Below are 23,326 nucleotides of genomic sequence, written 5' to 3'. Positions count from 1 at the left end.
TCGACATGGGCCTAGCAAGCGGTGGCGGACAAGATAGATGCATGAATTGCGTTCTTGTCATGTTCGCACATGCGGTGTCCTGCCCTTTGGGACAGACAGCGAGTTAGAGTTTGACCACTTGGTTCAAATATGACTTTATAGTCCAGAAATGAGCATGAACGGGAGAGAGCACGCCTGACGGGGCACGGGTTGCGTGGACGTGCACAACGCGCATCCGGCACCTGCAATCCAATATCACAGATCGACGCCTCTCGCCTCGCCGGCTTGGGCCGACTCGGCCGTGCCCGCCGGTTCATGGCCGGGCAGGGGCAGGGCCATCACCACCATTTTTTCACTCCAACACGAACGGAAGCATCGACATGACGTTTATTCCCGATCCCTCTTCGCGCTATCGCATGCCGATCATGTTCGGCCCTACGCCCGGTCCGCGCCAGCACCCCGAAGGCCGCATGTGGACGGCCGAGGAAGCAGGGCGGATGCGCGCGCAATGGATGAAGGTTGCCTATCGGACCGATCCTGCCAAGCTCGAGAAGCTACTGCCGATCGGTTTCAGCCTGCGTGGCGAACCGATCGTGTCGGTCAGTTGCGCCTGGTTCAAGGATCTCTATTGGTTGGCCGGCCGTGGCTATGGCATCCTCTCGGTCGATTTCCCGGTAACGTATCAGGGCAAGACCGAGCGGCTCGACGGGGCACTGTGCCCCATCATCTGGGAAGGCGCGCCCGACGCGATCATGACTGGTCGCGAAGAACTGGGCTTCCCCAAGATGTTCGCCAATTTCACCGATATCGCCTGGGACGAGGCCGCGGGCCACGCCACGTGCGAAGCCTCGTGGTATGAACACACCTTCTTCGATATCGAGATGTCGAATCTCGTCGAGGAAGCCAATCCAGTCAAGCAGTTGCCTGGCTCCAACGGCGGGGCGCAGATGTATTACAAGTACATGCCCCGCACGAGCCCGAATGGCAGCGAAGGCGCCGACCTGGCCTATGTCACCACCTCGGCGGCGCCGGCCGGCAGTGGCGGTGCGCAGGTCAATATCAGCTTTGACGAATTCGAGTTCCGTCGCTGGACGGGCAAGGGTGCGGTCAACTGGCACCGTGCCACGTTCGAGCAGCTGCCGCTTTCGTCCCACATCGTCAACGGCATCGCCGATCTCGACATCATCGAATATGTCGATGCCGAAATGGTGGCGTTCAGCGGCCCTGGCATCGGCGTGGCGATGAATGCCCACCGCGCGGTCGAGCCGGCCTGAGGCATCTCTACGGCGTGACGCGGGGCGGGGCCTGGTATCCAGGGTCCGCCCCAAGCCGCAGCACTATTTTTGCCTTACTTGACCGTAATGTTCAAATATGACTAAATAGGTCAAATAATTCGGAGTCGCAGGCGGCATCGGCAGTTTTGCACCGATTCTGGCCCGTGGCCAAGGTTTCTGCCGGCATGGGCCGGCGCGTGGCGGCCGCGTTTCATTGCGGCGCCAAACGGAAGACCGGTCGGTTCCGGCACCGCAAACGGGAGAGTTCACGATGGGCATGACCTGGGGACGATTGATTGCCATGGCCGCCATTCCGGCAGGCATCGCCGGTTTCGTTCATGCGCAGGGTGCGCCGGCCAACGCGCCGATGCCGCCGGCCGTGGCCATGGCCCCGGCCAGCAAGGATCCGGCCGCGGCGCCCGCGGGCCGCTATAACGTCGACTTGGAACATTCGTCGGTGGTTGCACGCGTGCTGCACCGTGGCATGTCCTACAACGTGCTGCGCTTTGGCGTGCGCCAGGGCACCTTGCAGTGGGATCCCGCCAATGCCGGGGCCATCGCGCTGGACGTGACGGTTGACGCCAAGCCCTTCTACGCTCCGATCGTCTACAAGATTCCCCCGGAAAGCGCGCAATCGCTCAATGTTGCCGCCTATCCCGAGGCTCGGTTCGTGTCGCGCAGCGTGCGCCAGACCACGCCCGGCCATGCGCTGATCGATGGTGACCTGACGCTGATGGGCGTGACCAAGCCCGCTACGATCGAGGCAGAACTCGTCGGCGTCGGTCGCTCGATGGCAGGGGCGCCAACGGCAGGCTTTACGGGCTCGATGGTTATCGACACCACCCAATTTACTCAGACGCAAATGTCGCGCATGGTGGGCAAGGTCACGGTCGTCCTCGACGCAGAATTCATAAAGGGCTGAGCCGAAAATCGGCCGGCGCGAGAGGACCTTGGGAGAAGGCGGAAAGTGGTTATGGCTGACCTTACGCGGGCAGGCGGCGCGGACGAACTCCAGCGCATCAGCGCCTGCATGCTTGGAGCGCTCGATCCGGCAAGTCTGGCGCACGAGGCGGTGCACGACATGGAGATGGGCCTGCTGCGACAGGGCTGGCCGGTTGGCCAGTCGCTCGGCGCGCTGCCCGACGTGCGCAAGCGCCTTGGCCTTGGCCGCCCCGCCTTTCGCGAGGCGATCACCATTCTCGAAGCGCGTGGCCTGCTCGACGTGCGGCGCGGGCCGGGTGGCGGGTTGTTCGTGGCTGCGCCCGCGCTCGAAGATATTGTCGGCGCGGTGCTGATGTATCTTGCGCTGGCCGGCGAAACGCGCGCGGCGATCGAGGAATTCCGGAAACTGGTGTGGCGCATGGTTGCCAGCGCGGCGATCCGCCGGCGGATCGCGCCGGTGGCGTCCACCGCGCCGGGCGCTTCGCACGGCTTTGCCGTGGCGCTGGCAGAACAGACCGGCAACACGACGATGGTCCTGCTGGCACGGCTTGCCGAAATGCTGGTGCGCACGGCCGCCGGGCGAGAGGCGCCGGATGACGATGCGGTGTTTGCCGAAGCGGTTTGCAACGGCAATCTTGCCGCGGCCATCGCCAGGCTCGATGTGCTGGGGGCAAGCGACCAGGCGGCGTCACCGATCATTTCGCTGGAAATCGCGGAGCGGGCGTTTTCGCTGTCTGGCCGCAAGTCTGCCATGGCGCTTGCCGCGCGGCTGACCCGCGAGTTGAGCGGCAGTCCTGCCAGCCAGGAAGCCGAATGGCAAACCGCGATGCGCCTGGGCTATACCGACGCGGTGGTTCGCCAGGCGCGCCGCATCCTCCAGGACTTCGGCATCGTGCGCTGCCGCCAGGGCCGCAAGGGCGCCGAACTGGCGCCGCCGGCCGCGCCGACTGGGGTGATCCGCCTTTTGGCGCCCTGCCTCATGGCCAGCGCCACCTCGCCGCGCGACAATCGCGAGGCTATCTCCCTGCTGGTGAGCGGAGCGCCGGGCCTGGCTGCGGCGCGGCAGCTTGCCGGCCGCCTTGTCGCCCCGGCCTTGACCGTGCCCAAGCACGATGCGTTCGAGGCCCTGACGCTCGAGAACCTGTTGCTCGATTTGAGCGGGAACGCCCTGCTGGCCATGGTCGTGCGCTCGCTGGGCGTGGCGAGCGTGTTCCTGGCGGCAGACCCGATGCCCCCGGTGGACCGCGGTGATGTGATTGCGCTCAACCGGCGCATTCTCGCGGCGATCCAGGCCGGTGATGTTGCCGCTGCCGACGCGCTTGCCCAGCTCAAGCTCGATGTCATGCAGCCCTTGCCCGAGGTTCTGCGCGCGGTGGCCTGACCGCTCCTGCCAACGAGATGATTCATCTAACTTCTGCGGCATAGCGATCTAGCATGCGGTCAACCTGACGCTCACCGTCATGGGGTGGGGGGCAAGGATGGAACCGCACGACGAGCCAACGGCCCGGTCCTGCCTGCAAGGCGCCAGTCCGATTGCGGACTTTGCATGACCTGCGCAAGCGACCGGCCGATCCTGGCGGTGGCGCAGCTGTGCCGCCGTTATGAAGGGACGTGCCGGAAAGGCATCGTCCGTGCCGTCCATCCGGGGCCGCCCGTTTGGAGTAACATAATGATCACGTTGAAAAGAGCACGGCTGGCGGCGCCCCTTGCGGCGGTGGCCCTCGGCCTTTCCGCACCGGCGCTGGCGCACCACTCCTTTGCGGCCTACGACATGAACCGCACGGTGTCGGTCGATGGCACGCTCAAGGAATTCCGCTGGGGCGCGCCGCACTCCTCGATGGTGCTGATCTACATCGACAAGGGGCAGGAGCGGCAGATGTCGATCGTGGCCGGCAGCCCGCTGATGTTTTCCAAGCAGGGTCTGACGCCCCGCGATTTCCGCCGTGGTGACAAGGTCAAGGTGGTGTTCCACCCGAACATCAGCGGCCAGCCCGGCGGGGCCATGGCGAGCCTGCGCCTGCCCAGCGGCAAGACCTTTTCCGACGTCGAAGCCGCCCGCGCGGGCGGCAACTGAAGGATCCGACATGGCGATCGAAACCACCCGCGCGCGCCCGGCGCTGCGCGCCTTGCTGGCGGCTGTCCTGCTGGGCGGCGCTGCCCAGGCCGCAGCCCAGCCCGCCAAGCCAGCGATCGAGGGGGTGTGGAAGATCGCCACACCCACCACGACGCTCAAGCCTGTTGCCGGCGCCGTGCCGTTTACCGCCGAGGGCCGCAAGGCCTATGATGCCAATCGCAAGCTGCGGGCGCAGAACAAGATCGACGACTATGACATCACCCTGTCGCGCTGCTCCAATCCTGGCGTGCCGCGGCTGGCCTTGTCGCCGATGCGTTTCAAGATCTGGTATCGCCAGGGCGTGGTGACGTTCGACTATGAATGGAACCGCGCGCTGCGCCAGATCAACGTGGGTGTGCCGCCCCAGCCCGATCTCTTGGGGCAGGGCCTGGTGCCCACTGCCACCGGCAAGTCCAAGGGACACTGGGAAGGCGATACGCTGGTTTCGGTAATGGAAGGCGCTTCCGACCGCACGCTGATCGATGATCTTGTCCCGCACGGATACGACCTCAAGGTGACCGAGCGCTATCGCCTGCTCGATGCCGACACGCTCGAGGATCGCATTACGATCGAGGATCCGGCCTACTTCACCCATCCCTGGGAAGCGGTGGTGACCTACAAGCGCCAGCCCGACGCGATCTTCCCCGAAGATGTCTGCCTCGACCGCATCACCGCCCACAAGCCGGCATTCCCCGGCTGAGGCGCCTGCCACCCGATCTGGAGCAAGTCTGCATGACGATCCCCTTTCCGTTTCCGGGCGGGCGGAGGAGCGGCACGGTCGCTTCCGCGCTCGCGTTGCTGCTCTCGGCAGCGTCCGCCCCGGCGCTGGCCCAAGGCCAACAACCGCCTGCCGGGCCACCGCCGGGTGTTTCCGCCACCCAGGCACCGCCGGCCGGCGGTGCTGATGGCCCGCCCGCGCAAGGTGGCCAGCTTCGCCTGCCGCCCGGCGCTTCGGCCGGCCCGCCCGCTGGGAGCCCGCCCCCCGGGCCAGTCCTGACCCCGGCACAGAAGCTGGTGGCCGAACTGCCGCCGCCGGGGCCCGGTGTCCTGCCGCCGCGTCCGCCGCTGCCGGCCGATGCTGCCATGCCGGCGTCGGACCCGCGCGATTTCCAGGGCACCTGGTTCAACAACCAGCCTCTGCAGTTCCGTTCGCAAAAGGATATCTATGGCGCTCCGGCGCCCTATACGATGGAAGGTGCCAAAGTGCTGGCGCGGCGCGTCAAGTCGCTGGTAGCAGGCACACCGTTCATCAATGCGTCCGCGATCTGCCGGCCGCCTGGCCCGCAGTGGCAGCGGGACCTGAATTTTCCGTTCCTGATCACCCAGACGCGCGATTACGTCGAGTTCGTGTTCGAGGAGTACCACGGACGCTGGTACATCTCGCTCGATCCGCAGCGCGCGCCTTTGCCGGTCGCCAAGCAATACATGGGGCGCTCGGTCGGGCATTGGGATGGCAACACTCTGGTGGTCGAGAGCAGCGATTTCCGCCAGGCGATCTGGCTCGATGTGGATGGCACGCCGCTGTCGGCCAAAGGCAAGCTGATCCAGCGCATCCGCAAGGTCGATGATGGCGGCCATGTTCCCTTCCTGGAAATTGCCACCACCATCGTCGACCCGACGTATTATACCGCGCCGTGGACGATCGTGCGCAGCTATGGCTGGATTCCGCACCAGGCCGTCTTTGCCGAATACAACTGCGAGGAGCAGGTCGGCGATCCCAGCGTCAGCCCCGATGCGGGCCTTGTTCCCGAGCCGCAGGAATGAGCCCGCTCCGCAAGGGCGCCCTGGCGGTGGCGCTTTCGGGCCTGTTCGCGGTCGCGACTTCAGCCGGTGCCCACCCGGTGCCGGCCGAGGCTGCGAACAAGCAACTGGTGCTCGAATTCTATCGCGCGCTTGACGAGGCGGATGCCGCTGGCACGACCCGCGAGCGCATCCGGGGCATTGCCGAGCGCTTCCTCTCGCCCGACTATGTGCAGCACGCTGCGGGCCTGGCAGACCTGCCTGGACCGGGCAGCGCGCGGGACAAGTTGATTGCCATGTTCGAGGCGATGCCGGCAATGAAGGGCATGCCCCCGGCGCGCACCGTCGCGGTCATGGCCGAAGGCGACCGCGTCATGCTGTTGACCGCACGGGACCTGCCCGGCCCCGACGGCCGCCCGCGACCCACTTATATCTTCAACATGTTCCGCATCGCTCATGGCCAACTGGTCGAGCACTGGGACGTTGGAACGCCGATGCCGCCCGCAGGCGGCGGTGCACCCGCCCCGGCGCAACCGTAACGTGCTTGTTACGCCGGGCTTTGTTGCCTGGAACCGTAAATAACAAGCGTTGTCCCGCAGGCTCGGTCATCGCTGCATGCGTGGAGGTGCATCCCGGCCGCTCGCGCCGCCGGCACTTCCGATGAACGCCGACTGCCTGCCAATCCCGAGGAACCCACCGACATGTCCGTCGAACAGTTCGCAAGCAATCTCTATAGCTCCGAGCTCAGCACGAGCATCCGTGAAGCCACCTGGATCATCCCCACGGTGCAGAGCATCCACATCATCGCCATTGCCGGCGTCGTCGGCTCGGCGATCGTGATGGACCTGCGCCTTGCCGGCGTGCTCGCCACCGACGAGACGCCCCAGGCAGTGGTCCGCCGCCATCTGCCATGGATGTGGACGTCGCTGGCGATCTTGCTGTGCAGCGGCCTGGTGCTCGGCATGGCAGAACCCTACCGCGTGCTGACCAACACTGCATTCTGGGCGAAGATGGCGCTGGTCTTGACCGGCTTCGTGCTCACCCTGCTGTTCCGCTATCCGATCCTGCACCCCGAATACCGGGCCGAGCACGCCCGCGCCGCTGCGCTGGTCAAGCCGCTGGCCTGGGCTTCGCTGGGCATCTGGATCGTGGTGATCTTCTGCGGCCGCTGGATCGCCTACCTGTAAAAAACGAAATTTGTCTGGAGGATAAGAGATGGAACCCGATGGCTCCGAAGGCGGCCTGCTTCAGGCGCTCTACGATTCGTCGATCGCCACGGCCATCCGCGAAAGCGGCACGCTGTTTCCGTGGATCGAAAGCACCCATGTCCTGATGATTGCCGTCGTGGTCGGCACCATCGTGATCGTCGACCTGCGCCTGCTCGGCTTTGCCTCGCATCGTCGTGGCGCCCGCCAGCTGATCATGGATATGCTGCCCTTTACCTGGGTTGCGTTCGTGATCGCGGCGATCACCGGCTCGCTGTTGTTCGTGTCCAACGCCACCGGCTATGCCGAGAGCATTCCGTTCCGGCTCAAGCTTGTGGCGATCGCCATTGCCGGGATCAACATGGCGGTGTTCCACATGACCGCCTATCGCAAGATCGGCGAGTGGGACGATCGCTTGCCCACGCCCATCAGCGCCCGCGTTGCCGGCGTCACGTCGCTCACGCTGTGGCTGGTGATCATCTTCCTTGGCCGCTGGATCGGCTACGCCTACCCGCTGGCCTGATCGCCTGGCACAATGCATTGCCCGAACGAGCCGGGCCGATCCTTCAAGGGGTCGGCCCGGCTTTTTTGCGTGCAGCATTGCGCAGGGGTGGTGTGCAGCACGGCAGGGTCCTTTGGCGTGGACGTTGGGTTGCCGCCTGATCGGCGTTGGGCAGGGCGAGGGTTGCTGTGCCCGTCCTGCGCGCAAGCTCGATCCGAGGCGAATGCCGGGCGCAGAAGCGGCACGGCGTGCGTATCCAATGGGGTGCCACACGGGTGGCGTGGCACTGCGCCTGGCGCGGCGCTGGGCGCAAAAAAAACGCCCTTCTCCGAAGAGAAGGGCGCAGGTGGGAAGCGCCCCGGGTGGGGCAGGGAACAGCGGTGGTCAGCTCAGGCTGTAGCTGCGGCTGACGAACCAGTAGACGCCCTCGAGCACGAGAAACGAGGCGCACAAGTCAACGGTGATCGGGCGCGGCAGTGTAAGGCGATAGCGGCGCAGCACGGTGACCACGGCCACCAGCGACGAGACGACCGTCAATTGGCCAATTTCCACGCCCAGGTTGAACCCGACCAGTAGCTCGGCAAGCTTGGCTGGCGGGATCGATTCGTTGAGCAGGTCGGCCGCAAAGCCGAAGCCATGGATCAAACCGAACACCAGCGTGACGACAAGGCGCAGGCGATCGGCATCGCGGACATGGCCGGCCACCATCAGATAGTTCGAGGCAAAAAGCCCGGCGCCAAACAGCAAGGTAAAGGGCAGCAGGCCTATGCCCAGCAGCTTGAGCACGGCCATGCCGAACAGCGCGCCGGCGGTCCACAGCGCGAAAAGGCCGGGCCGACGTATTTGCACGGCAAGGTTTTCCACGCCGATCAGCGCGATCGTCAGCGCCACCAGGGCGTCGATGAATTCGGCATGCGGGCGGATGATCCCGGTCACCGCCAGCGCCAGAGTGAGGCTGTGACCGATGGTGAACCCGGTGATCACGAAGATCAGGTCCTTGAATCGGCGCGAAATCAGCACCAGGCCGAGCAGGAAGCTCATGTGATCGACGCCGGTAAAGATGTGCATGATGCCCATCTTCACGAACGTGAAGAACCCGGCGCCCTCGATCTCGCCGCCCTGCGCGCTGGTCATGTCGATTTCGGTCGACTCGGCGGTCAGCACGTCTTCGGCGAAATCGCCCTTCGCCGTCTGGATCTGCGCCATGTTGACGTGGGTTCGCACGATTTCGAAAAATGCGGTGTCGTGCAGCACGATGCCTTCGCTCGACGGGCAATCGTAGAAGAATTCGACCCGGCGATAGCCGGTTGCCGCGGCAACCGGACGGGGCTTGCCGGCGAGGGGGCAGGCCTTGCCCCCCGCGGTGGCACCCACCCGCGGCAGGAGGTAGCCGATCAGCTGCGGGTTGTTGGGTGGGCGTCCGTCGGGTGTCAGCCGGCGCGCCTCCAGATCAGCCACCGAAAAGGTCAGGTGGACGGAACTGCCATCGACCAGCCAGGTCGAATGCGATTCCGAGCGGGTGTGCGCGCTTGCGGCAGAAAACGGCGCAAACAGCGCAGCGGCCAGGGCCAGCAGCAGCCGGGCAAGGGGGCGCGGGCTCATTTGAGATCGGCCGCGATCTTGATATCGGCCCGTTTGCGCAGGAAGCGGTTGTTGCCATCCTGCAGGCGCGCCACCTTGTCGGCGATGAAATCACGCAAAACCTGGTCGCGCACGGCATCATACGCGGTCGGCACCGGGCGACGGTTGCGCACCATCTGCAGGATATGCATCCCATCAGGCGCCGGTTGCGGGTCGGAAACCGCGCCATCGGCCATCGTCCTGGCAATGGCGAACAGCGGTTTGCCCAGGTGTTCCTCGGCAGCAAAGTAGAATTCCTCGCCATCGTCGACACGGCCGGTCGTGCGCAGGCCGAGCGAGGCGGGCGTGGCCCCGGCGCGCAAAGAGGCAACGAGCCGCGCCGCATCGGCCCCGCGCGGGGCAAGCCATTCGTGCAGCGTCATCATGCCTTCGCTGGCATACTGGGTTCGGTGGGTGTCATACCAATGGCGCAATTCGTCCTCGGCCGGCTTGGCCGTGGCGGCATCTTGCGCGATCTGTCCCTCGGTGGCCTGGACCAGCGCCTGGCGCACATCGATATCGTCGTTGGCCAGGCCCATTTCGATCCCGCGCTGGACGTAAAGCTCTTCGCGGATCATGCCGTCGAGCACGGCCTTGCGCTGCGCCTGGCTTGCCTGCGCATAAGGAATGCCGTGGAGCGCGGTGGTCTGGGCGATCAGGTCGGCGCGCAGCACCGGCACGTTGTTGACCAGCGCGGCGTCTTCGGCCGGCACCGATGCCGTGCGGGTGCCTTGCGCGGTGAACAGGCCATAGCCGGCGATGCCCAGGCCGATGAGCGCGCCGGCTGCGGCGAGCAGCAGCGAGCGCCGCGCCATGGGCTTGTCGAGGTCGCGGGTCCAGGCGCGAGGCCCGTCGGGTGAGGCAATCTGGTTGGTCATTTCCCGTCCTGTTCGGTTCGCGACAGCGAGGCCACATAGACCGCGACGCTGCGCAGCTGCGCGGGGGTGAGGGTGCGGCCGAATGCCGGGCTCGTGCCGGCGCGGCCATGCGAGATGGAGCGGCGGATATCGTCGGCGCGGCCGCCGTAGATCCACACATCGTCGGTAAGGTTGGGTGCACCGATTGCCGGATCGCCGCCCAGGTCACGACCGTGGCAGTCCCAGCAGCCGGCCTTCGAATAGACCAGCCGCCCGCGCGCGACGGCGGCTTCGTCGGTGGCCCGCGCGGTGAACGAGAGTAGCAACTGGGTCAGCGCCTCGATGTCGGCGGGCTTTTGCGGCGGCAGCGCTTCGGCCTTGTCGGGCACGGGCGAGGCATAGGCGGGCATCACCGCAAGGTTCCAGCCGCGCTTGTTGCCGGCGCGGATGCCATAGCGTGCGATGTCCTCGATCTGCGACACCGTGCCATCCCCATAAAGGCGGTCGCGGTCGGTCAGGTCGGACGCGCCGATACGGGTGTCACCCTTGCCGTTTTCACCGTGGCACGCGGCGCAATGCTGCGCAAAAACCTCTTTCCCGGCCTTGAGCGCGGTTTCGCGCAGCGCGGGATCGTCAAGGATCGTCTCAGGGTCTGCGCGCAACACGCCGGCAGCCTTGCCGCCGTGCGACATGGCGACGGCGATCGCCAACGTGCCGAGCGCGACCAGCGGCAAGATGAGGAGCAGGCGGCGCGCGCGCGGTGGCGCGGCTTTCGAAGATGGTGCGGTCATCGAACAGTCGCGTGGCTTTTCCCCAGTCTTGCGTCCAGCAACGTACAGTTATCTTCAGGTTACACCTTGCGTAACGGGCCCGAGCCGGGCGGTAAGCGGCCAAATGCACTTTGCGCTTGCCCGTGTCGGCAGGCTTGGTAGCGAGGGGGGATGAACTTGGCCGAGACCACGTATGGCGAACGGCTCGCGGCCGAGGCGACCCGCGTCCGCGAGAGCGGCGACCTGGGCCGGTCGGAACCGTTGATCCGCCTGTTCGACTACCTGCTTGCCCGCTCGCTCGAGGGGCAGACCCCGCGCGAGATCGAGATCGCGCAGGAGGTGTTTGCCAAGCGCGAAGATTTCGACGTTATGCTCGACGCATCGGTGCGGGTCTACATCCACCGGCTGCGGCGCAAGCTGGGCGAACACTATGCGCGTGCGACGGAAGCGGGCGATCGGCTGTCGATCCCGCTGGGTGAATACCGCCTTGTCCTGGCAACGCCCGAAGACGCCGAGGCGGCCGCCGCGGCACCGGCTGCCCTGGCCCCCGCGTCTCCTGTCGATGCAGCGCCACAGCCCGGCTGGCGTCGGCGGCTGGCCGATCGGCCCTTCGTCGCGCTTGCGATCGGCCTGGTGCTGCTCAATCTTGTCTGCTGGGCAATCTACAGCACGCGGCCACCCGTTGGTGCTGGCCCGGTGCTCAACAAGCTATGGAAGCCGCTGCTCGACAATCGCCGGCCGATGATGGTCGTGCTGGGCGATTACTATGTCTATGGCGAGGCGAGCGACGGGATCGTGGTGACTCGCCTGGTACGCGATTTCGCGATCAATTCGCGCGCCGATCTCGATGCCTACCTGCTGCTCAATCCCGACAAGGTCGGCCAGAACATGGACCTTGACCTGCATTACCTGCCGGTCAGCACCGGGATGGCGCTGCGCAGCATACTCCCCACGGTCAATGCCGCAGCCATGCGCAGTTCCGAGCGGCCGCCGGTAGAAGCCATGTCAGACGTGAAGCCCGACGTGTTCAAGGCCGCCAACATTGTCTACATCGGTTTCCTCAGCGGCCTTGGCCCCTTGCAGGATCCGCTGTTCCGCGCCTCGGGCTTCCGGCTGGGCGAGGATTTCGACGAACTGGTCGACAAGGCCAGCGGCAGACGGTTCCGCTCCGATTGGAGCCTGGTTGCGGCCGGAAAGGTGCCGCAACGCGATTATGGCTATATCGCCAGCCTGATCGGGCCAACCGGTAATCGCATCGTCATCGTGGCGGGCACGCGCGACGCGGCAGTGGTGCAAATGGCCGAGATCGCCGCCGATCGCGCGCAGCTTGATGCCATCGACACGCGCACCGGCGATGGGGCTTTCGAGGCGCTGTTCGAAGTGCGCACCCAGGGTAACCTCAACCTGGGCAGTTCGCTCGTCCTTGCCCGGCCCATCCGCGACGGCGGGATCTGGCAGCCTGGGGACATCGCGCCGTCGAGCCCTGTGCCGGCCGCGTCGCCACGCCCCGCCGCCAGCGCAAGATGAAGCGGCGGCAACCCCGAAAAGCGCGTTTCATCTTATTCGTCACCGTACGAAACTAGCGTGACCCGATCCCGCTAGCGCAGTCCTTCTGCACAAACGAGGCAGGGGAGAGCGATGGACGGCAGGCGGTTTTCGGTGGCGCTGCGGGCCGGGTGCGCTGGGGTGATGGCCCTGGCGTCCTTCCTCAGCCTGGCCGGCTCGGCGCTGGCGCACGATGTGGCCCAGGGCGATCGTGGGTTCCTGGCGCTGACCCATGGCATCCAGCCGGGTCCCTTCGCTTATCTGGGCGCCAAACATATGGTGACGGGCACGGATCACCTGCTGTTCCTGGTGGGGGTGGTGTTCTTCCTGTTTCGCTGGCGGCAGGTCGCACTCTACGTATCGCTCTTCGCGCTTGGTCACAGCGCTACGCTGATCCTCGGCGTGCTTTTGGCGCTACCGGTCGATCCTCGCGCCGTCGACGCCATCATTGCGCTTTCGATCGTCTACAAGGCGCTCGATAATCTCGATGCCTTCACCCGCTGGTTTGGGTGGCGGCCCGACCCGCGGCTGATGGTGCTCGGCTTTGGCCTGTGCCACGGCCTGGGTCTTGCCACCAAGCTGCAGGATCTCGGCCTCGCGAGGGACGGGCTGGTGGTCAATCTCGTCGCCTTCAACCTGGGGGTCGAGGCGGGCCAGCTGATGGCGCTGGGCGCAATCGTGCTGGTGATGTCGTGGTGGCGCCGCAGCCCCCGTTTCCCTCGCCAGGCGCTGGTCGCCAACGTCGCCCTAATGACGGCGGGTCTTGTTCTTTTCGGCCAGCAGATTGCCGGTCTCATCGCAGGAGGTGCCGCGTGACCGTTTCACCCGAGCCGCTGTCGCGGCGTGGTCTCAATACCGCCGTGGCTGCCGCCGTCGGTATGTCCGCCCTGATCCTCGTGGTGGCGGTGCTGCCCGCCGAGCGGGGGATCGACATCACCGGGCTGGGCCGCGTGCTGGGCCTGACGCAGATGGGGGCGATGAAGGTTGCCCAGCGCGATGGAGCCGGGCTTGCCGCCACTGCCACGGCGGGTGACAGCGTGACGACCTTGCCCGATGGCGCGCGGCAAGTGCGCATGGTGATCGGCCCCTATGGAGGGCGCGAGGCCAAGGCGGTGATGGCCGCCGGCGTGGCAATGACCTATCAGTGGGCGACCGACGGCCAGCCGGTCGAGTTTGAATTCCACGGCGATCCCGAACGGCCGGCAAGGCCGGGCGATTACACCTCCTATGCCCGCGGGACGGCATCGCATGGCGAAGGTCGCTTCACAGCCGGATTTACCGGGCGTCACGGTTGGTTCTGGAAGAACACGGGCACCAGCCCGGTGGTGATCACCGCGACGGTGCGCGGCCCTGTCGAGCGTTTTGCGCCGCTTGGCGGATCCACTGCCGGGGCGACCACCGCCGCCGCGTCTGGAACGGGTGGTGATGCCACGCCCTATGACACGCGCCTGCCGATGAAGCGCTTCATGGCCGAGGTGATGAGCCACGCTGCGCAGCAGACATGGAAGCGACAGGGCTATGTCTCGGACGACAAGGGCCTCCGCTCGCTGTTTCCCAGCACCGACCAGGAGTGGCAGGAAGCGCGCAACGATGCGCAGATGCTGGCCGAACTGAGCAATGTCCTGCTCATCCCTGGGCGCCGCGTGGACCAGCCCGCGTGGACCGAAGCGGTACTTCGCCTGCGTGCCGCGGCGTTGCGCGTTGCCGAGACGACGGGGCGCCGCAACGACGATACCTATATGGCCGCCGGCATGGAAATTAACGATGCCTGCAACGCCTGCCATAAGGTCTACGCGCCTGGCGTGGACTAGGGTGTGAATTCATGAATGGCGCCACTGAGGTTTGAGGCCAAAGGCCGCGTTGTGGCGGGGGCTTTGGTTCAAATTCCGACGGGACGCCGAAATGGCTGCCATCTCAGCGCAAAGTGCCCCTTGCAAAGGCATCCAGCCTTCGCGGCGTTCGCTTTGGCCCGATATGCTCGCCGTTTGTGGTTCACCACCTAGACACAAAAAGGGTCGCCGGATTTATCTCCCGGCGGCCCTTCATTGTTGCGGTTGGGTGATCAGGCGTCGCGCCGGCGGCGCAGGCTCATGCGCTGCAATTCGGCCTGGCCATCGAGGAACTGGTGCTTGAGGGCGGCACCGATGTGGAGCAGCAACAGCGCCAGCATCAGGTATCCGCCCACCTTGTGCCAGGCGGCGAATTCCTCGTGCAGTTCCATCTGCGGCTTCACGCCGCCGGGTTCGCGGCCGATCTCGGCAATCGGGGTGATCGCGGGCAGGGGCACCAGCCACCAGATACCCGGAGGCGGCGGCGGACCGCCGGGACGTGCGCCGGGACCGGGGGGCGGGGGAGCCTTGGCTGCGCCCGGGGGCGGTGCGGCCATCGGCGATGCGCCCATCGCCATCCGCGCGACCTTGGCGCCTTCCGACCCGACCGGCGGATGGGCCGAAAGGATCGCCCAGCCCGACAGCGGCATCAGCACCATCCCGGCGTAAAGCAGGAAGTGAGCAAGATGGGCGGCGTGCCGCTCCCATGTCTTTGTTCCAGGCGCATGCGCGGGCGGCTCGTGCATCAGGCGCCAGACGATGCGCACGATCGTCAGCGCGAGCACGGTGAGGCCGGAGGACAAGTGCGACGTGATGCCGAACGCATAGAACGGCTTGTGCGCCTTGAACCAGGCCCGGCCGATGTCCCAGACCAGCAGGCCGCTGACCAGGTTGTAGATAATGAGGATCGCGATTGCCCAATGGAGCACGATCGCGACGCGGGTATAACGCTGGCCATCCTCGGCGGCGTTCGCTGCCATTCCTTATCCTCCGTCCCGTGATTGATGAGCGCCGTTTCCGGCCTTGGTTCGTCGTGCCCAGGGCCGCGCAGGATCGTTCCTGTCCTGGCCGTCTTGGCGCTAAAAATGAACTAGACAGTCATCATTGTACAAACTAGTCAGCCAAAAGCAAGGCGCGACGTTCCCGCCGCCAAGGCCGGGCGCGATCCGCCGCGGCCGCCTGCGGCAAGGCCGCGCCACCGCTCTGGGACGATGATCTGAAAGGACTGCGAACGATGAAACTTGCCAGGTTTACCGTTGATGGCCGCACCCGCCTTGGCAAGGTGGTTGACGACCATGTCGTCGATATCAGCGCGGCCGCGCCCGGCGCCGGGGCTTCGATGCGCGCCCTGCTGGAAGATTTCGATGCGCTGCGCAGCGCGATCGATGCGCTGTCCGAACCTTCGTTCCCGCTGGCTGACGTGACTCTCGAAGCGCCGATCGGCGATCCCCAGAAGTACCTCGCGATCGGCATGAACTACCAGTCGCATGTCGACGAAGCCGAAGCGGCGGGCGTGACTGCGCCCAAGACCCAGATCTGGTTCAACAAGCAGGTGACCTGCATCAACGGGCCCTATGCCGAAGTCGAAGTGCCGCGCTCTGCGCCCGACATGGTCGACTACGAGGCCGAACTCGGCGTCGTGATCGGCAAGCGCTGCCGCCATGTCTCGCGCGAGGACGCCCGATCGGTCATCGCCGGTTACGTGGTGTGCAACGATGTTACCGCGCGCGATTGGCAGTTCCGTTCGCCAACCTTCACGCTGGGCAAGTCGTTCGACACGCACGGCCCGATCGGTCCGTGGATCACCACCGACGACGAAGTGGCCGATCCGCACGCGCTCACGCTCACGCTCGAACTCAATGGCGAAGAGCGCCAGCGTGCCTCGACCGGTGAGATGATCTATGACATCTACGACCAGATCGCCTATCTCAGCCAGGTCATGACGCTTGAGCCGGGTGACCTGCTTGCCACCGGCACGCCGGCCGGCGTTGGCATCGCGGGGCATCGCTTCATGAAAGCGGGCGACGTGGTGCGCGTTGCCGTGGATGGCCTGGGCCATATCGAAAACCGCTTTGCCGACGCTGGCTGAACCAGGCCAAGCAATGCAGCACGACTGCACAACGGGAGAGAGCACGATGAGCGTTGCACAGATCGAAACCCCGGCGCCGCGCAGTTTTGCGCGGCGCAACCCGGTGACCGGTGACGTTGCCACCCTAGCCCCCGCGGCCACCGTTGCCGATGCGCAAGCGGCCTGCGATGCGGCCCAGGCCGCCTTTCCCGCCTGGGCGGCGGTTGGCCCCAATGCCCGCCGGGCGTTGCTGCTGAACGCGGCCACCGAACTCGAAGCGCGCGCACCCGACTTCATCGCCGCGATGATGGGCGAGATCGGCGCGACGGAGGGTTGGGCCGGGTTCAACCTCATGCTGGCCGTGGGCATCGTGCGCGAGGCCGCGGCGATGACCACGCAGATCGGCGGCGAAGTGATCCCCAGCGACAAGCCGGGGTGCATCGCGATGGCCGTGCGCGAGCCGGTCGGCGTGCTGCTTGGCATCGCGCCATGGAACGCGCCGATCATCCTGGGCGTGCGCGCGATTGCAATGCCGCTGGCTTGCGGCAACACCGTGGTGCTCAAGGCTTCCGAACAGTGCCCGCGCACCCACGCCCTTATCGTCGAAGCCTTTCAGGCTGCCGGCCTGCCGGACGGGGCGGTGCAGATCGTGACCAATGCGCCCGAGGATGCCGCAGAAATCGTCGGTGCCTTGATTGACCATCCGGCCGTGCGCCGGATCAACTTCACCGGCTCCACCGCGGTTGGCAAGATCATCGCCACCCGCGCGGCCGGCCACTTGAAGCCCTGCCTGCTCGAACTGGGCGGCAAGGCGCCGCTGATCGTGCTGGAAGATGCTGACCTGGATGAAGCGGTCAAGGCCGCGGCGTTTGGGGCGTTCATGAACCAGGGCCAGATCTGCATGAGCACCGAGCGGATCATCGTGGTCGAAACCGTGGCCGAAGAATTTGCCAAGCGCTTCAAGGCGAAGGTCGAAACGCTCGCCGTGGGTGACCCGCGCGAGGGCAAGACCCCGCTGGGCGCGGTGGTCGATGCCAAGACCGTGGCGCATTGTCGCTCGCTGGTCGACGACGCGCTGGCGCAGGGCGCCACGCTGCTGGTCGGCGGCGAAACCACCCACAACGTGCTGATGCCCGCGCATGTCGTCGATGGCGTAACGCAGGGCATGAAGCTGTTCCGCGATGAAAGCTTCGGTCCGGTCGTCGGCGTAATTCGTGCCCGCGACGAAGCCCATGCAATCGAACTGGCCAACGATACGGAATATGGTCTTTCGGCTGCGGTCTTTACCCGCGATACTGCACGCGGCCTGAAAGTGGCGCGTCAGATCAAGTCGGGCATCTGCCACGTCAATGGCCCGACGGTGCACGATGAAGCGCAGATGCCGTTCGGCGGTGTTGGCGCGTCTGGCTATGGGCGCTTTGGCGGCAAGGCCGGGATCGACAGCTTCACCGAACTGCGCTGGATCACCATGGAAACCCAACCGGGCCACTATCCGATCTGATCGCCGCGTCGCGCGATCCTGGCTGACAAGCGCCGTCCCCGCCACTAGGTGGGGGCGGCGTTCGTCGTTTCGGGGCTATCAATGTCTTTTGAATAAAATTCATATTCCATAGATAGTTACGAGAACGGGGATTGCGTTACAAAACGTCGATCGCAACGGTAAAGTGCATGCGTTCCCGATAACTTGCCCCCAAGGCGATGCCTACCAACCGACGGTGTTCGCCGCGGCTGCCGCACAGGTACGCCGGCCACGCCGTCAAAGAACACCTGAGGGGATGAAGTCTTGCACACCTGTTTGCCTCGCCGCGTCGCATCGGTCGCGGTCCTCGCCATGATGCCGATGGCCGCCATGCCGGCCTTCGCCGAGGAAGCGGCAACGCCAGCCCCGGATGCAACGCCCGCCCCGGATGCAGCGTCCGCACAGGCTGGGACCAGTGGCGCCGACATCGTCGTGTTCGGCCGCGGCGAACTGAAGATCGGCACGGCGCAATCGGCGAGCGAAGGGACGATTAGCGGTTCGGACTTGCTGGTGCGGCCGCTGTTGCGCACCGCCGAATTGCTTGAGGCCGTTCCCGGGATGGTCGCCGCGCAGCATTCGGGCAGCGGCAAGGCCAACCAGTATTTCCTGCGCGGCTTCAACCTCGACCACGGCTCGGACTTCACCACCTATATCGATGGCGTGCAGATGAACTTCCGCACCCACGGCCACGGCCAGGGTTATCTCGACCTCAATGGACTGATCCCGGAAATCGTTGCGCGCGAAGATTTCCGCAAAGGGCCCTACCGCGCCGATGGCGGCGACTTTGCCATGGCCGGCGCGGCCTACATGACCACCATCCGCAAGTACGATGCCCCGTGGATTTCGACGGAGATCGGCTCCTATGGGCATCGCCGGCTTGCGGCGGGCGGCACGATCAAGACCGGTGACGGCGCCCTGCTCACCGCGGTTGGCGATTACCGGGTCTATGACGGGCCGTGGCAACAGCCCGAGCGGCTGCGCCATTATGCCGGCTTCGTCAAATATGTCCGGCCCGTTGGCGCCGGCGAACTCGACGTGACTCTGCATGGCTATCGCGGCACCTGGCGGCCGACCGAGCAGATCCCTGAGCGGATCATCGGCTCGTCGTTTTGTGCCAATGCCTACTGCTCGCCCGATCCCACCGCGACGGGGGAAACCACCCGCCTGATCGGCAATGTTGGCTACACCGGCAAAGACTGGCGCGCCAATGCCTATTTCCAGTACTACAACTGGAACATGTACTCCAACCCCGAGTACTATGATGCGGCCGGGCAGAGCGCACAGATCCACCAGGTCGACCGGCGCAAGATCTACGGCCTGACCGGCAGCCGGGACTGGACCGTTTCCGATCGCCTTGCGCTGACAATCGGTACCGAAAACCGCTACGACGATATCGGCCGCGTCGGCGTGCTGCACACCGATGCCCGTCGCCTCGTTGCGTCGCAGGGCACCTATTCGGTGGAGGAAGCGTCGGCAGCGCTTTACGCTTCGGCCACCTGGCGTCCCCTTTCGGGCTTGCGCGTCATTGGTGGCCTGCGCGGGGACTACTACCACTATTCGGTCCATGCGCTCGATCCCGAGGCCGTGGCCCTGGGGCAGGGAAGGGGGAACGACGCGATCCTCTCGCCCAAGCTGCAAGTGGCCTATCAAGTCGGCCCCCACGTCGAGCTCTATGCCAGCTGGGGGCGCGGCTTCCACTCCAACGACGTGCGTGGTGCAGTAACGACCACGCCGGTGCCCGTGCTGGTGCCGGGAACGGGCAAGGAACTGGGCGCGCGCTTCCAGCTCGGGCATTTCAGCCTGACGGCAACCTATTGGTGGCTCGACCTTGGCAGCGAATTGAAGTTCGTGGGCGATTCCAATGCCGTGGAACCCACCGCTGCCAGCCGTCGACGCGGCTATGAACTGGTGGCGTTCTGGCGCCCGGTGCCGTGGCTTGCGCTCGATGGCAACTACACTGCCAGCCATGCCCGCTACGACAACGGTCAATACATTCCCAATGCCTTTGAAAACGCAGCCTCGGCGGGTATTTCCGTCGTCGATGGGCCGTGGGAAGCCAGCGTGCGGTTGCGCCATCTCGGGCCCTATCCGCTGGTCGAGGACAATTCCCAGCGGGACAAGGGCAGCAACGTCGTCAACGTCCGCGCGGCACGAACCTTCGGCGCCTTCCAGGTCTATGGCGAAGTGCTCAACGTCCTGGCCAGCAAGGACAAGGACATCGCCTATTGGTACCAGTCCTATATTCCCGGCTTCGATGCTGCCCCGGTCGAGGGGCGGTTGAGCCGCGTGGTCGAGCCGCGCACGCTGCGCATGGGCGTTCGCGTTCATTTCTGACCGATTGAGGCACCTAACATCGCCCGCGCTGAAAGGGCAATGAAACAGGCAAGCCGCCGCGACGCGTGGTGCGTGTCGCGGCTGGTTCGAGCAGAGGGATAGACCAGAGTGAAACTCGCAACATTCGAGGCCGGCGGCGCCGAACAGGTGGGCATCGTCAAGGACGGGGCGATCCTGCCCGTTCCCGGGGCACCGGCCATGATCGACCTGATCGCCGGGTTCGACGCCTGGCAGGATCGCCTGCGTGCGCTTGAGGCGTCGGAAACGGGGTGGATCGTGCTCGACACGGTGCGCCTGCTCGCGCCGATCCGCCGTCCTGGCAAGATCCTCGCCATCGGTCTCAACTATGCCGACCACATTGCGGAGTCCGGCCGTCCGCGGCCCGAACAGCAGATGTGGTTTCTCAAGGCGTCGAGCTCGACCTCGGGCCCGTTCGACCCGATCCCGCTGCCCAAGGCGTCGCCCGACAGCGTCGACTATGAAGTGGAGCTGGTCGCGGTGATCGGCAAGGGCGGGCGCAACATCAGCTGCGAAGACGCACCTGCTGCCGTCTTTGGCTATTGCGTTGGCAACGATGTGAGCGTCCGCGACTGGCAGGGCCATTCCCCGCAGTGGTCGGTTGCCAAGTCGTTCGACGGGCATTCGCCGTTCGGTCCGTGGATTACCCTGGCCGACGAGATGCCCAATCCCCATGGGGCCGCGATCACCTGCACGGTGAATGGCGAAGTGCGTCAATCGTCCAACACCGGCAACCTGGTGTTCGATGTGTGGGCGCAGATCGAGTATCTGTCGCAGGCGATGACGCTGGAGCCGGGCGATATCATCTTCACCGGCACGCCCGGCGGCGTGGGCTGGGCCCGGCGTCCGCAGGCGATGTTCTCGCCCGGCGATGTTTGCCGCTGCGAGATCGCCGGCCTTGGCCATATCGAAGGCGTTTGTACTCCGGATTGACCGGTTCTGCCTGTGGCCCGCACGCGCCATGCGCACCCCGGCAGGTGCGGACGCAGGCAGAAACCCATTGGCGGTGCATTCGGGGGGACGCACCGCCAATGGCGTATTGACCGAATTGGTCAAAAATGACTATATAGTTTAATTAACTTGAAGTCCGGCGCGGACACCGTCAGCCGGGCAATTCCTGGCCCGCCGCCCGATCGCGGGGTCTCGGCCGGCCCATCGCGGAGCGAGATATCATGAGCATCGCCAAAGCCTACGACGTCGCCTATGTGCGCTTCCGCGCGCCCGACCTCGACAGGATGCGGGCGTTCCTGCTCGATTTCGGCATGGCGGATTCGGTGGCCGAGCAGGAGCCCGATCGCCTGTTCATGCGCGGCACCGGGCGCGCACCGTTCCTTCATGCCACCGAGCGCGGCGAGCCCGGCTTTGCCGCCCTTGGTATCTGGGTGCGCGATCGCGCCGATCTTGAAGCGCTGGCCGCGCATGATGGCCTTGAGGTTGAACCGCTCGACGCGCCGGGGGGCGGGTTGGTGGTGCGCCTGACCGATCCCGACGGTTTCTGCATCGAGGCCGTGGCCGAACAGGAAGCCCTGCCGCCGGTTGATCGCCGGGCGCCCTATCCCGATGCCTGGAACCACGCCGGGGAATATCCGCGCGTTGGGCGGTTCCGCCGGGTGCGCCAGGGGCCATCGCATGTCATGCGCCTGGGGCATTGCGTGTTCGGGGTGTCGGACTTCCGCCGCTCGGAAGAGTGGTACAAGACTCGCTTCGGCTTCGTGACGTCTGACGAGATCCAGCCCGAGCCGGGCGTGGCGATCGGCGCATTCATGCGGGCCGATCGCGGCGACGAACCTTGCGACCATCACACGGTGTTCCTGTTCTGCCGCCCCGGCGCGCCGCCGCAGTTCATGCATTCGGCCTTCGAAGTGGCCGATGTCGACGACCTGATGGCCGGTCATGATTACCTGATGCAGGCCGGGTGGCATTCGCACTGGGGCGTTGGGCGTCATATCCTGGGCAGCCAGGTGTTTGATTACTGGAACGATCCCTGGGGCCACGAGATCGAGCACTGGACCGACGGCGACCAGCTGCGTGCGGCCGATGGCGGCGGCATCGCCGGGCTGGAGGAACTGCTCGGCGGGCAGTGGGGGCCGCCCAATCCGGTGATCAAGGAACTGATGAAGTAACAACGCGTCGGGCGCGCCGTTGAGCGTCGATCCCGGCCAAACGAGAGGAATTGCAATGCCAGTCGCACTGATCACCGGGTGCAGTTCGGGCTTTGGCGAGGCCATGGCCCTGGCATTCGCCGAACAGGGCTACCAGGTCGTGGCCACCATGCGACGGCCCGAAGCGGCGCCCGCGCGCCTGCTGGAACTTGCCGTGCAACGGCCGGCCGATATCGTGCTGGCGCCGCTCGACGTGACCGATGCACGCCAGCGCCAGGAGGTCGTCCAACTCGCGCTGTCGCGGTTCGGGCGCATCGACCTTCTGGTGAACAACGCGGGCGTTGGCGCGCGGGGGGCGGTGGAAGACACGCCTGACAGCCAATGGCGCGCAATGTTCGACACCAACCTGTTCGGGCCGCTCGAACTGGTCCGCCAGGTGCTGCCGATCATGCGCGCGCAGCGCAGCGGGCGCATCGTCAACGTCACGTCGGTTGCGGCAATCATGAAAACGCCGTTCATGGCGGCCTATTGCGCCAGCAAGCACGCGTTCGATACCGCCACGGCGGCGCTCAATGCAGAGGCGCGCAGCTTTGGCGTGCGCGTGGTCAGCGTGATGCCGGGGCCGTTCAAGACCGCGCTGCCCGCCAAGTCGCTCGATCGGGAACCGAGCGCGCCTTATGCCGAGACCGGCGCGCGCTTCAACGCCAATTTCGACGCGCTGGAAGCCAAGGCACCCGAAGACCTGACCCCGGTGGTCCAGGCTGCGATCGCTGCGGCCACCGATCCCGACCCGCGCCTGCGCTACCTTGCGGGGGCAGAAGTCGTGCCGATCCTGCCACCGATCCTCGAAGCGCTTGCCCCGCTCGAAAAGATCGCCCTGCATCTTACCGGACAGGGTTGAAGGGGCGC

Annotated in this window: 22 protein-coding genes; 18 read left to right on the top strand and 4 right to left on the bottom strand. The window is 65.7% G+C overall.

Going from position 1 to position 23,326, the window contains the following annotated elements; translation table 11 throughout:
• Positions 1-359 precede the first annotated feature (359 nt).
• The 9 genes from FHW94_RS08255 to FHW94_RS08215 all read left to right on the top strand — a co-directional run bounded on the left by FHW94_RS08255 (position 360) and on the right by FHW94_RS08215 (position 7,776).
• Positions 360-1,253: an acetoacetate decarboxylase family protein gene (locus FHW94_RS08255; protein WP_168555158.1), complete on the top strand. Its 894-nt coding sequence runs from the start codon at positions 360-362 to the stop codon at positions 1,251-1,253.
• Between the two features lie 271 nt (positions 1,254-1,524).
• Positions 1,525-2,175, top strand: coding sequence for a YceI family protein (locus FHW94_RS08250; RefSeq protein WP_168555157.1), 651 nt, complete (start codon positions 1,525-1,527; stop codon positions 2,173-2,175).
• Between the two features lie 51 nt (positions 2,176-2,226).
• Positions 2,227-3,576 carry a hypothetical protein gene (locus FHW94_RS08245; RefSeq protein WP_168555156.1) on the top strand — a complete coding sequence of 450 codons (1,350 nt, stop codon included), beginning with the start codon at positions 2,227-2,229 and terminating at the stop codon, positions 3,574-3,576.
• A gap of 288 nt (positions 3,577-3,864) precedes the next feature.
• On the top strand, positions 3,865-4,269 hold the full coding sequence (locus FHW94_RS08240) for a DUF6152 family protein (protein WP_168555155.1): 405 nt from the start codon (positions 3,865-3,867) through the stop codon (positions 4,267-4,269).
• 10 nt (positions 4,270-4,279) lie between these two features.
• Complete coding sequence (locus FHW94_RS08235; RefSeq protein WP_168555154.1) at positions 4,280-5,008, top strand: hypothetical protein; 729 nt, start codon at positions 4,280-4,282, stop codon at positions 5,006-5,008.
• A 32-nt stretch (positions 5,009-5,040) separates the two neighbouring features.
• Positions 5,041-6,072: a hypothetical protein gene (locus FHW94_RS08230; protein WP_168555153.1), complete on the top strand. Its 1,032-nt coding sequence runs from the start codon at positions 5,041-5,043 to the stop codon at positions 6,070-6,072.
• Positions 6,069-6,587, top strand: coding sequence for a nuclear transport factor 2 family protein (locus FHW94_RS08225; protein ID WP_168555152.1), 519 nt, complete (start codon positions 6,069-6,071; stop codon positions 6,585-6,587). The genes FHW94_RS08230 and FHW94_RS08225 overlap by 4 nt, the downstream gene beginning before the upstream one ends.
• 162 nt (positions 6,588-6,749) lie before the next feature.
• Positions 6,750-7,235: a DUF6644 family protein gene (locus FHW94_RS08220; RefSeq protein WP_168555151.1), complete on the top strand. Its 486-nt coding sequence runs from the start codon at positions 6,750-6,752 to the stop codon at positions 7,233-7,235.
• A gap of 28 nt (positions 7,236-7,263) precedes the next feature.
• Positions 7,264-7,776 (top strand): DUF6644 family protein, encoded by a 513-nt coding sequence (locus tag FHW94_RS08215; protein ID WP_168555150.1) that lies wholly within the window; start codon positions 7,264-7,266, stop codon positions 7,774-7,776.
• 363 nt (positions 7,777-8,139) lie between these two features.
• On the opposite strand, the gene FHW94_RS08210 is transcribed toward FHW94_RS08215, so the two are convergent.
• From FHW94_RS08210 to FHW94_RS08200, 3 genes are read right to left on the bottom strand one after another with little or no spacing between them, the layout of a single operon-like run.
• On the bottom strand, positions 8,140-9,357 hold the full coding sequence (locus FHW94_RS08210; RefSeq protein WP_168555149.1) for a HupE/UreJ family protein: 1,218 nt from the start codon (positions 9,355-9,357) through the stop codon (positions 8,140-8,142).
• The gene (locus FHW94_RS08205) at positions 9,354-10,253 is read right to left on the bottom strand and encodes a peptidylprolyl isomerase (RefSeq protein ID WP_168555148.1); all 900 of its coding nucleotides are present in this window, start codon (positions 10,251-10,253) and stop codon (positions 9,354-9,356) included. The genes FHW94_RS08210 and FHW94_RS08205 overlap by 4 nt, the downstream gene beginning before the upstream one ends.
• On the bottom strand, positions 10,250-11,023 hold the full coding sequence (locus FHW94_RS08200) for a c-type cytochrome (RefSeq protein ID WP_168555147.1): 774 nt from the start codon (positions 11,021-11,023) through the stop codon (positions 10,250-10,252). The genes FHW94_RS08205 and FHW94_RS08200 overlap by 4 nt, the downstream gene beginning before the upstream one ends.
• A gap of 156 nt (positions 11,024-11,179) precedes the next feature.
• Here FHW94_RS08200 and FHW94_RS08195 point away from each other — a divergent pair, with 156 nt between their 5' ends.
• The 3 genes from FHW94_RS08195 to FHW94_RS23015 all read left to right on the top strand — a co-directional run bounded on the left by FHW94_RS08195 (position 11,180) and on the right by FHW94_RS23015 (position 14,358).
• The gene (locus FHW94_RS08195; RefSeq protein ID WP_168555146.1) at positions 11,180-12,529 is read left to right on the top strand and encodes a helix-turn-helix domain-containing protein; all 1,350 of its coding nucleotides are present in this window, start codon (positions 11,180-11,182) and stop codon (positions 12,527-12,529) included.
• 111 nt (positions 12,530-12,640) lie between these two features.
• On the top strand, positions 12,641-13,363 hold the full coding sequence (locus tag FHW94_RS08190; RefSeq protein ID WP_210425482.1) for a HupE/UreJ family protein: 723 nt from the start codon (positions 12,641-12,643) through the stop codon (positions 13,361-13,363).
• Complete coding sequence (locus FHW94_RS23015) at positions 13,360-14,358, top strand: hypothetical protein (protein WP_210425481.1); 999 nt, start codon at positions 13,360-13,362, stop codon at positions 14,356-14,358. Before FHW94_RS08190 ends, FHW94_RS23015 begins: the two co-directional genes overlap by 4 nt.
• Before the next feature lie 251 nt (positions 14,359-14,609).
• Here the strand turns inward: FHW94_RS23015 and FHW94_RS08180 are convergent, their stop codons facing one another.
• Positions 14,610-15,356 (bottom strand): cytochrome b/b6 domain-containing protein, encoded by a 747-nt coding sequence (locus FHW94_RS08180; protein ID WP_168555145.1) that lies wholly within the window; start codon positions 15,354-15,356, stop codon positions 14,610-14,612.
• Between the two features lie 254 nt (positions 15,357-15,610).
• Between FHW94_RS08180 and FHW94_RS08175 the strand changes: the two genes are divergently transcribed.
• From FHW94_RS08175 to FHW94_RS08150, 6 genes are all read left to right on the top strand, one after another.
• Complete coding sequence (locus FHW94_RS08175; protein ID WP_168555144.1) at positions 15,611-16,465, top strand: fumarylacetoacetate hydrolase family protein; 855 nt, start codon at positions 15,611-15,613, stop codon at positions 16,463-16,465.
• A 46-nt stretch (positions 16,466-16,511) separates the two neighbouring features.
• A complete protein-coding gene (locus FHW94_RS08170; protein WP_168555143.1) occupies positions 16,512-17,945 on the top strand; it encodes an aldehyde dehydrogenase in 1,434 nt (477 codons plus the stop codon).
• Positions 17,946-18,275: 330 nt separating this feature from the next.
• A complete protein-coding gene (locus FHW94_RS08165; protein ID WP_168555142.1) occupies positions 18,276-20,297 on the top strand; it encodes a TonB-dependent receptor in 2,022 nt (673 codons plus the stop codon).
• A 108-nt stretch (positions 20,298-20,405) separates the two neighbouring features.
• The gene (locus tag FHW94_RS08160; protein WP_349237461.1) at positions 20,406-21,248 is read left to right on the top strand and encodes a fumarylacetoacetate hydrolase family protein; all 843 of its coding nucleotides are present in this window, start codon (positions 20,406-20,408) and stop codon (positions 21,246-21,248) included.
• 239 nt (positions 21,249-21,487) lie between these two features.
• Entirely contained in the window at positions 21,488-22,438 is a 951-nt protein-coding gene (locus tag FHW94_RS08155) for a VOC family protein (RefSeq protein WP_168555141.1), read from the top strand.
• Between the two features lie 55 nt (positions 22,439-22,493).
• Positions 22,494-23,318 carry an SDR family oxidoreductase gene (locus FHW94_RS08150; RefSeq protein ID WP_168555140.1) on the top strand — a complete coding sequence of 275 codons (825 nt, stop codon included), beginning with the start codon at positions 22,494-22,496 and terminating at the stop codon, positions 23,316-23,318.
• Positions 23,319-23,326: the final 8 nt, after the last annotated feature.

The sequence above is a fragment of the Novosphingobium sp. SG720 genome, assembly GCF_012275365.1.
GTDB classification, from domain to species: Bacteria; Pseudomonadota; Alphaproteobacteria; order Sphingomonadales; family Sphingomonadaceae; genus Novosphingobium; species Novosphingobium rhizosphaerae.
This window is presented reverse-complemented; position numbering and strand designations above follow the sequence as displayed.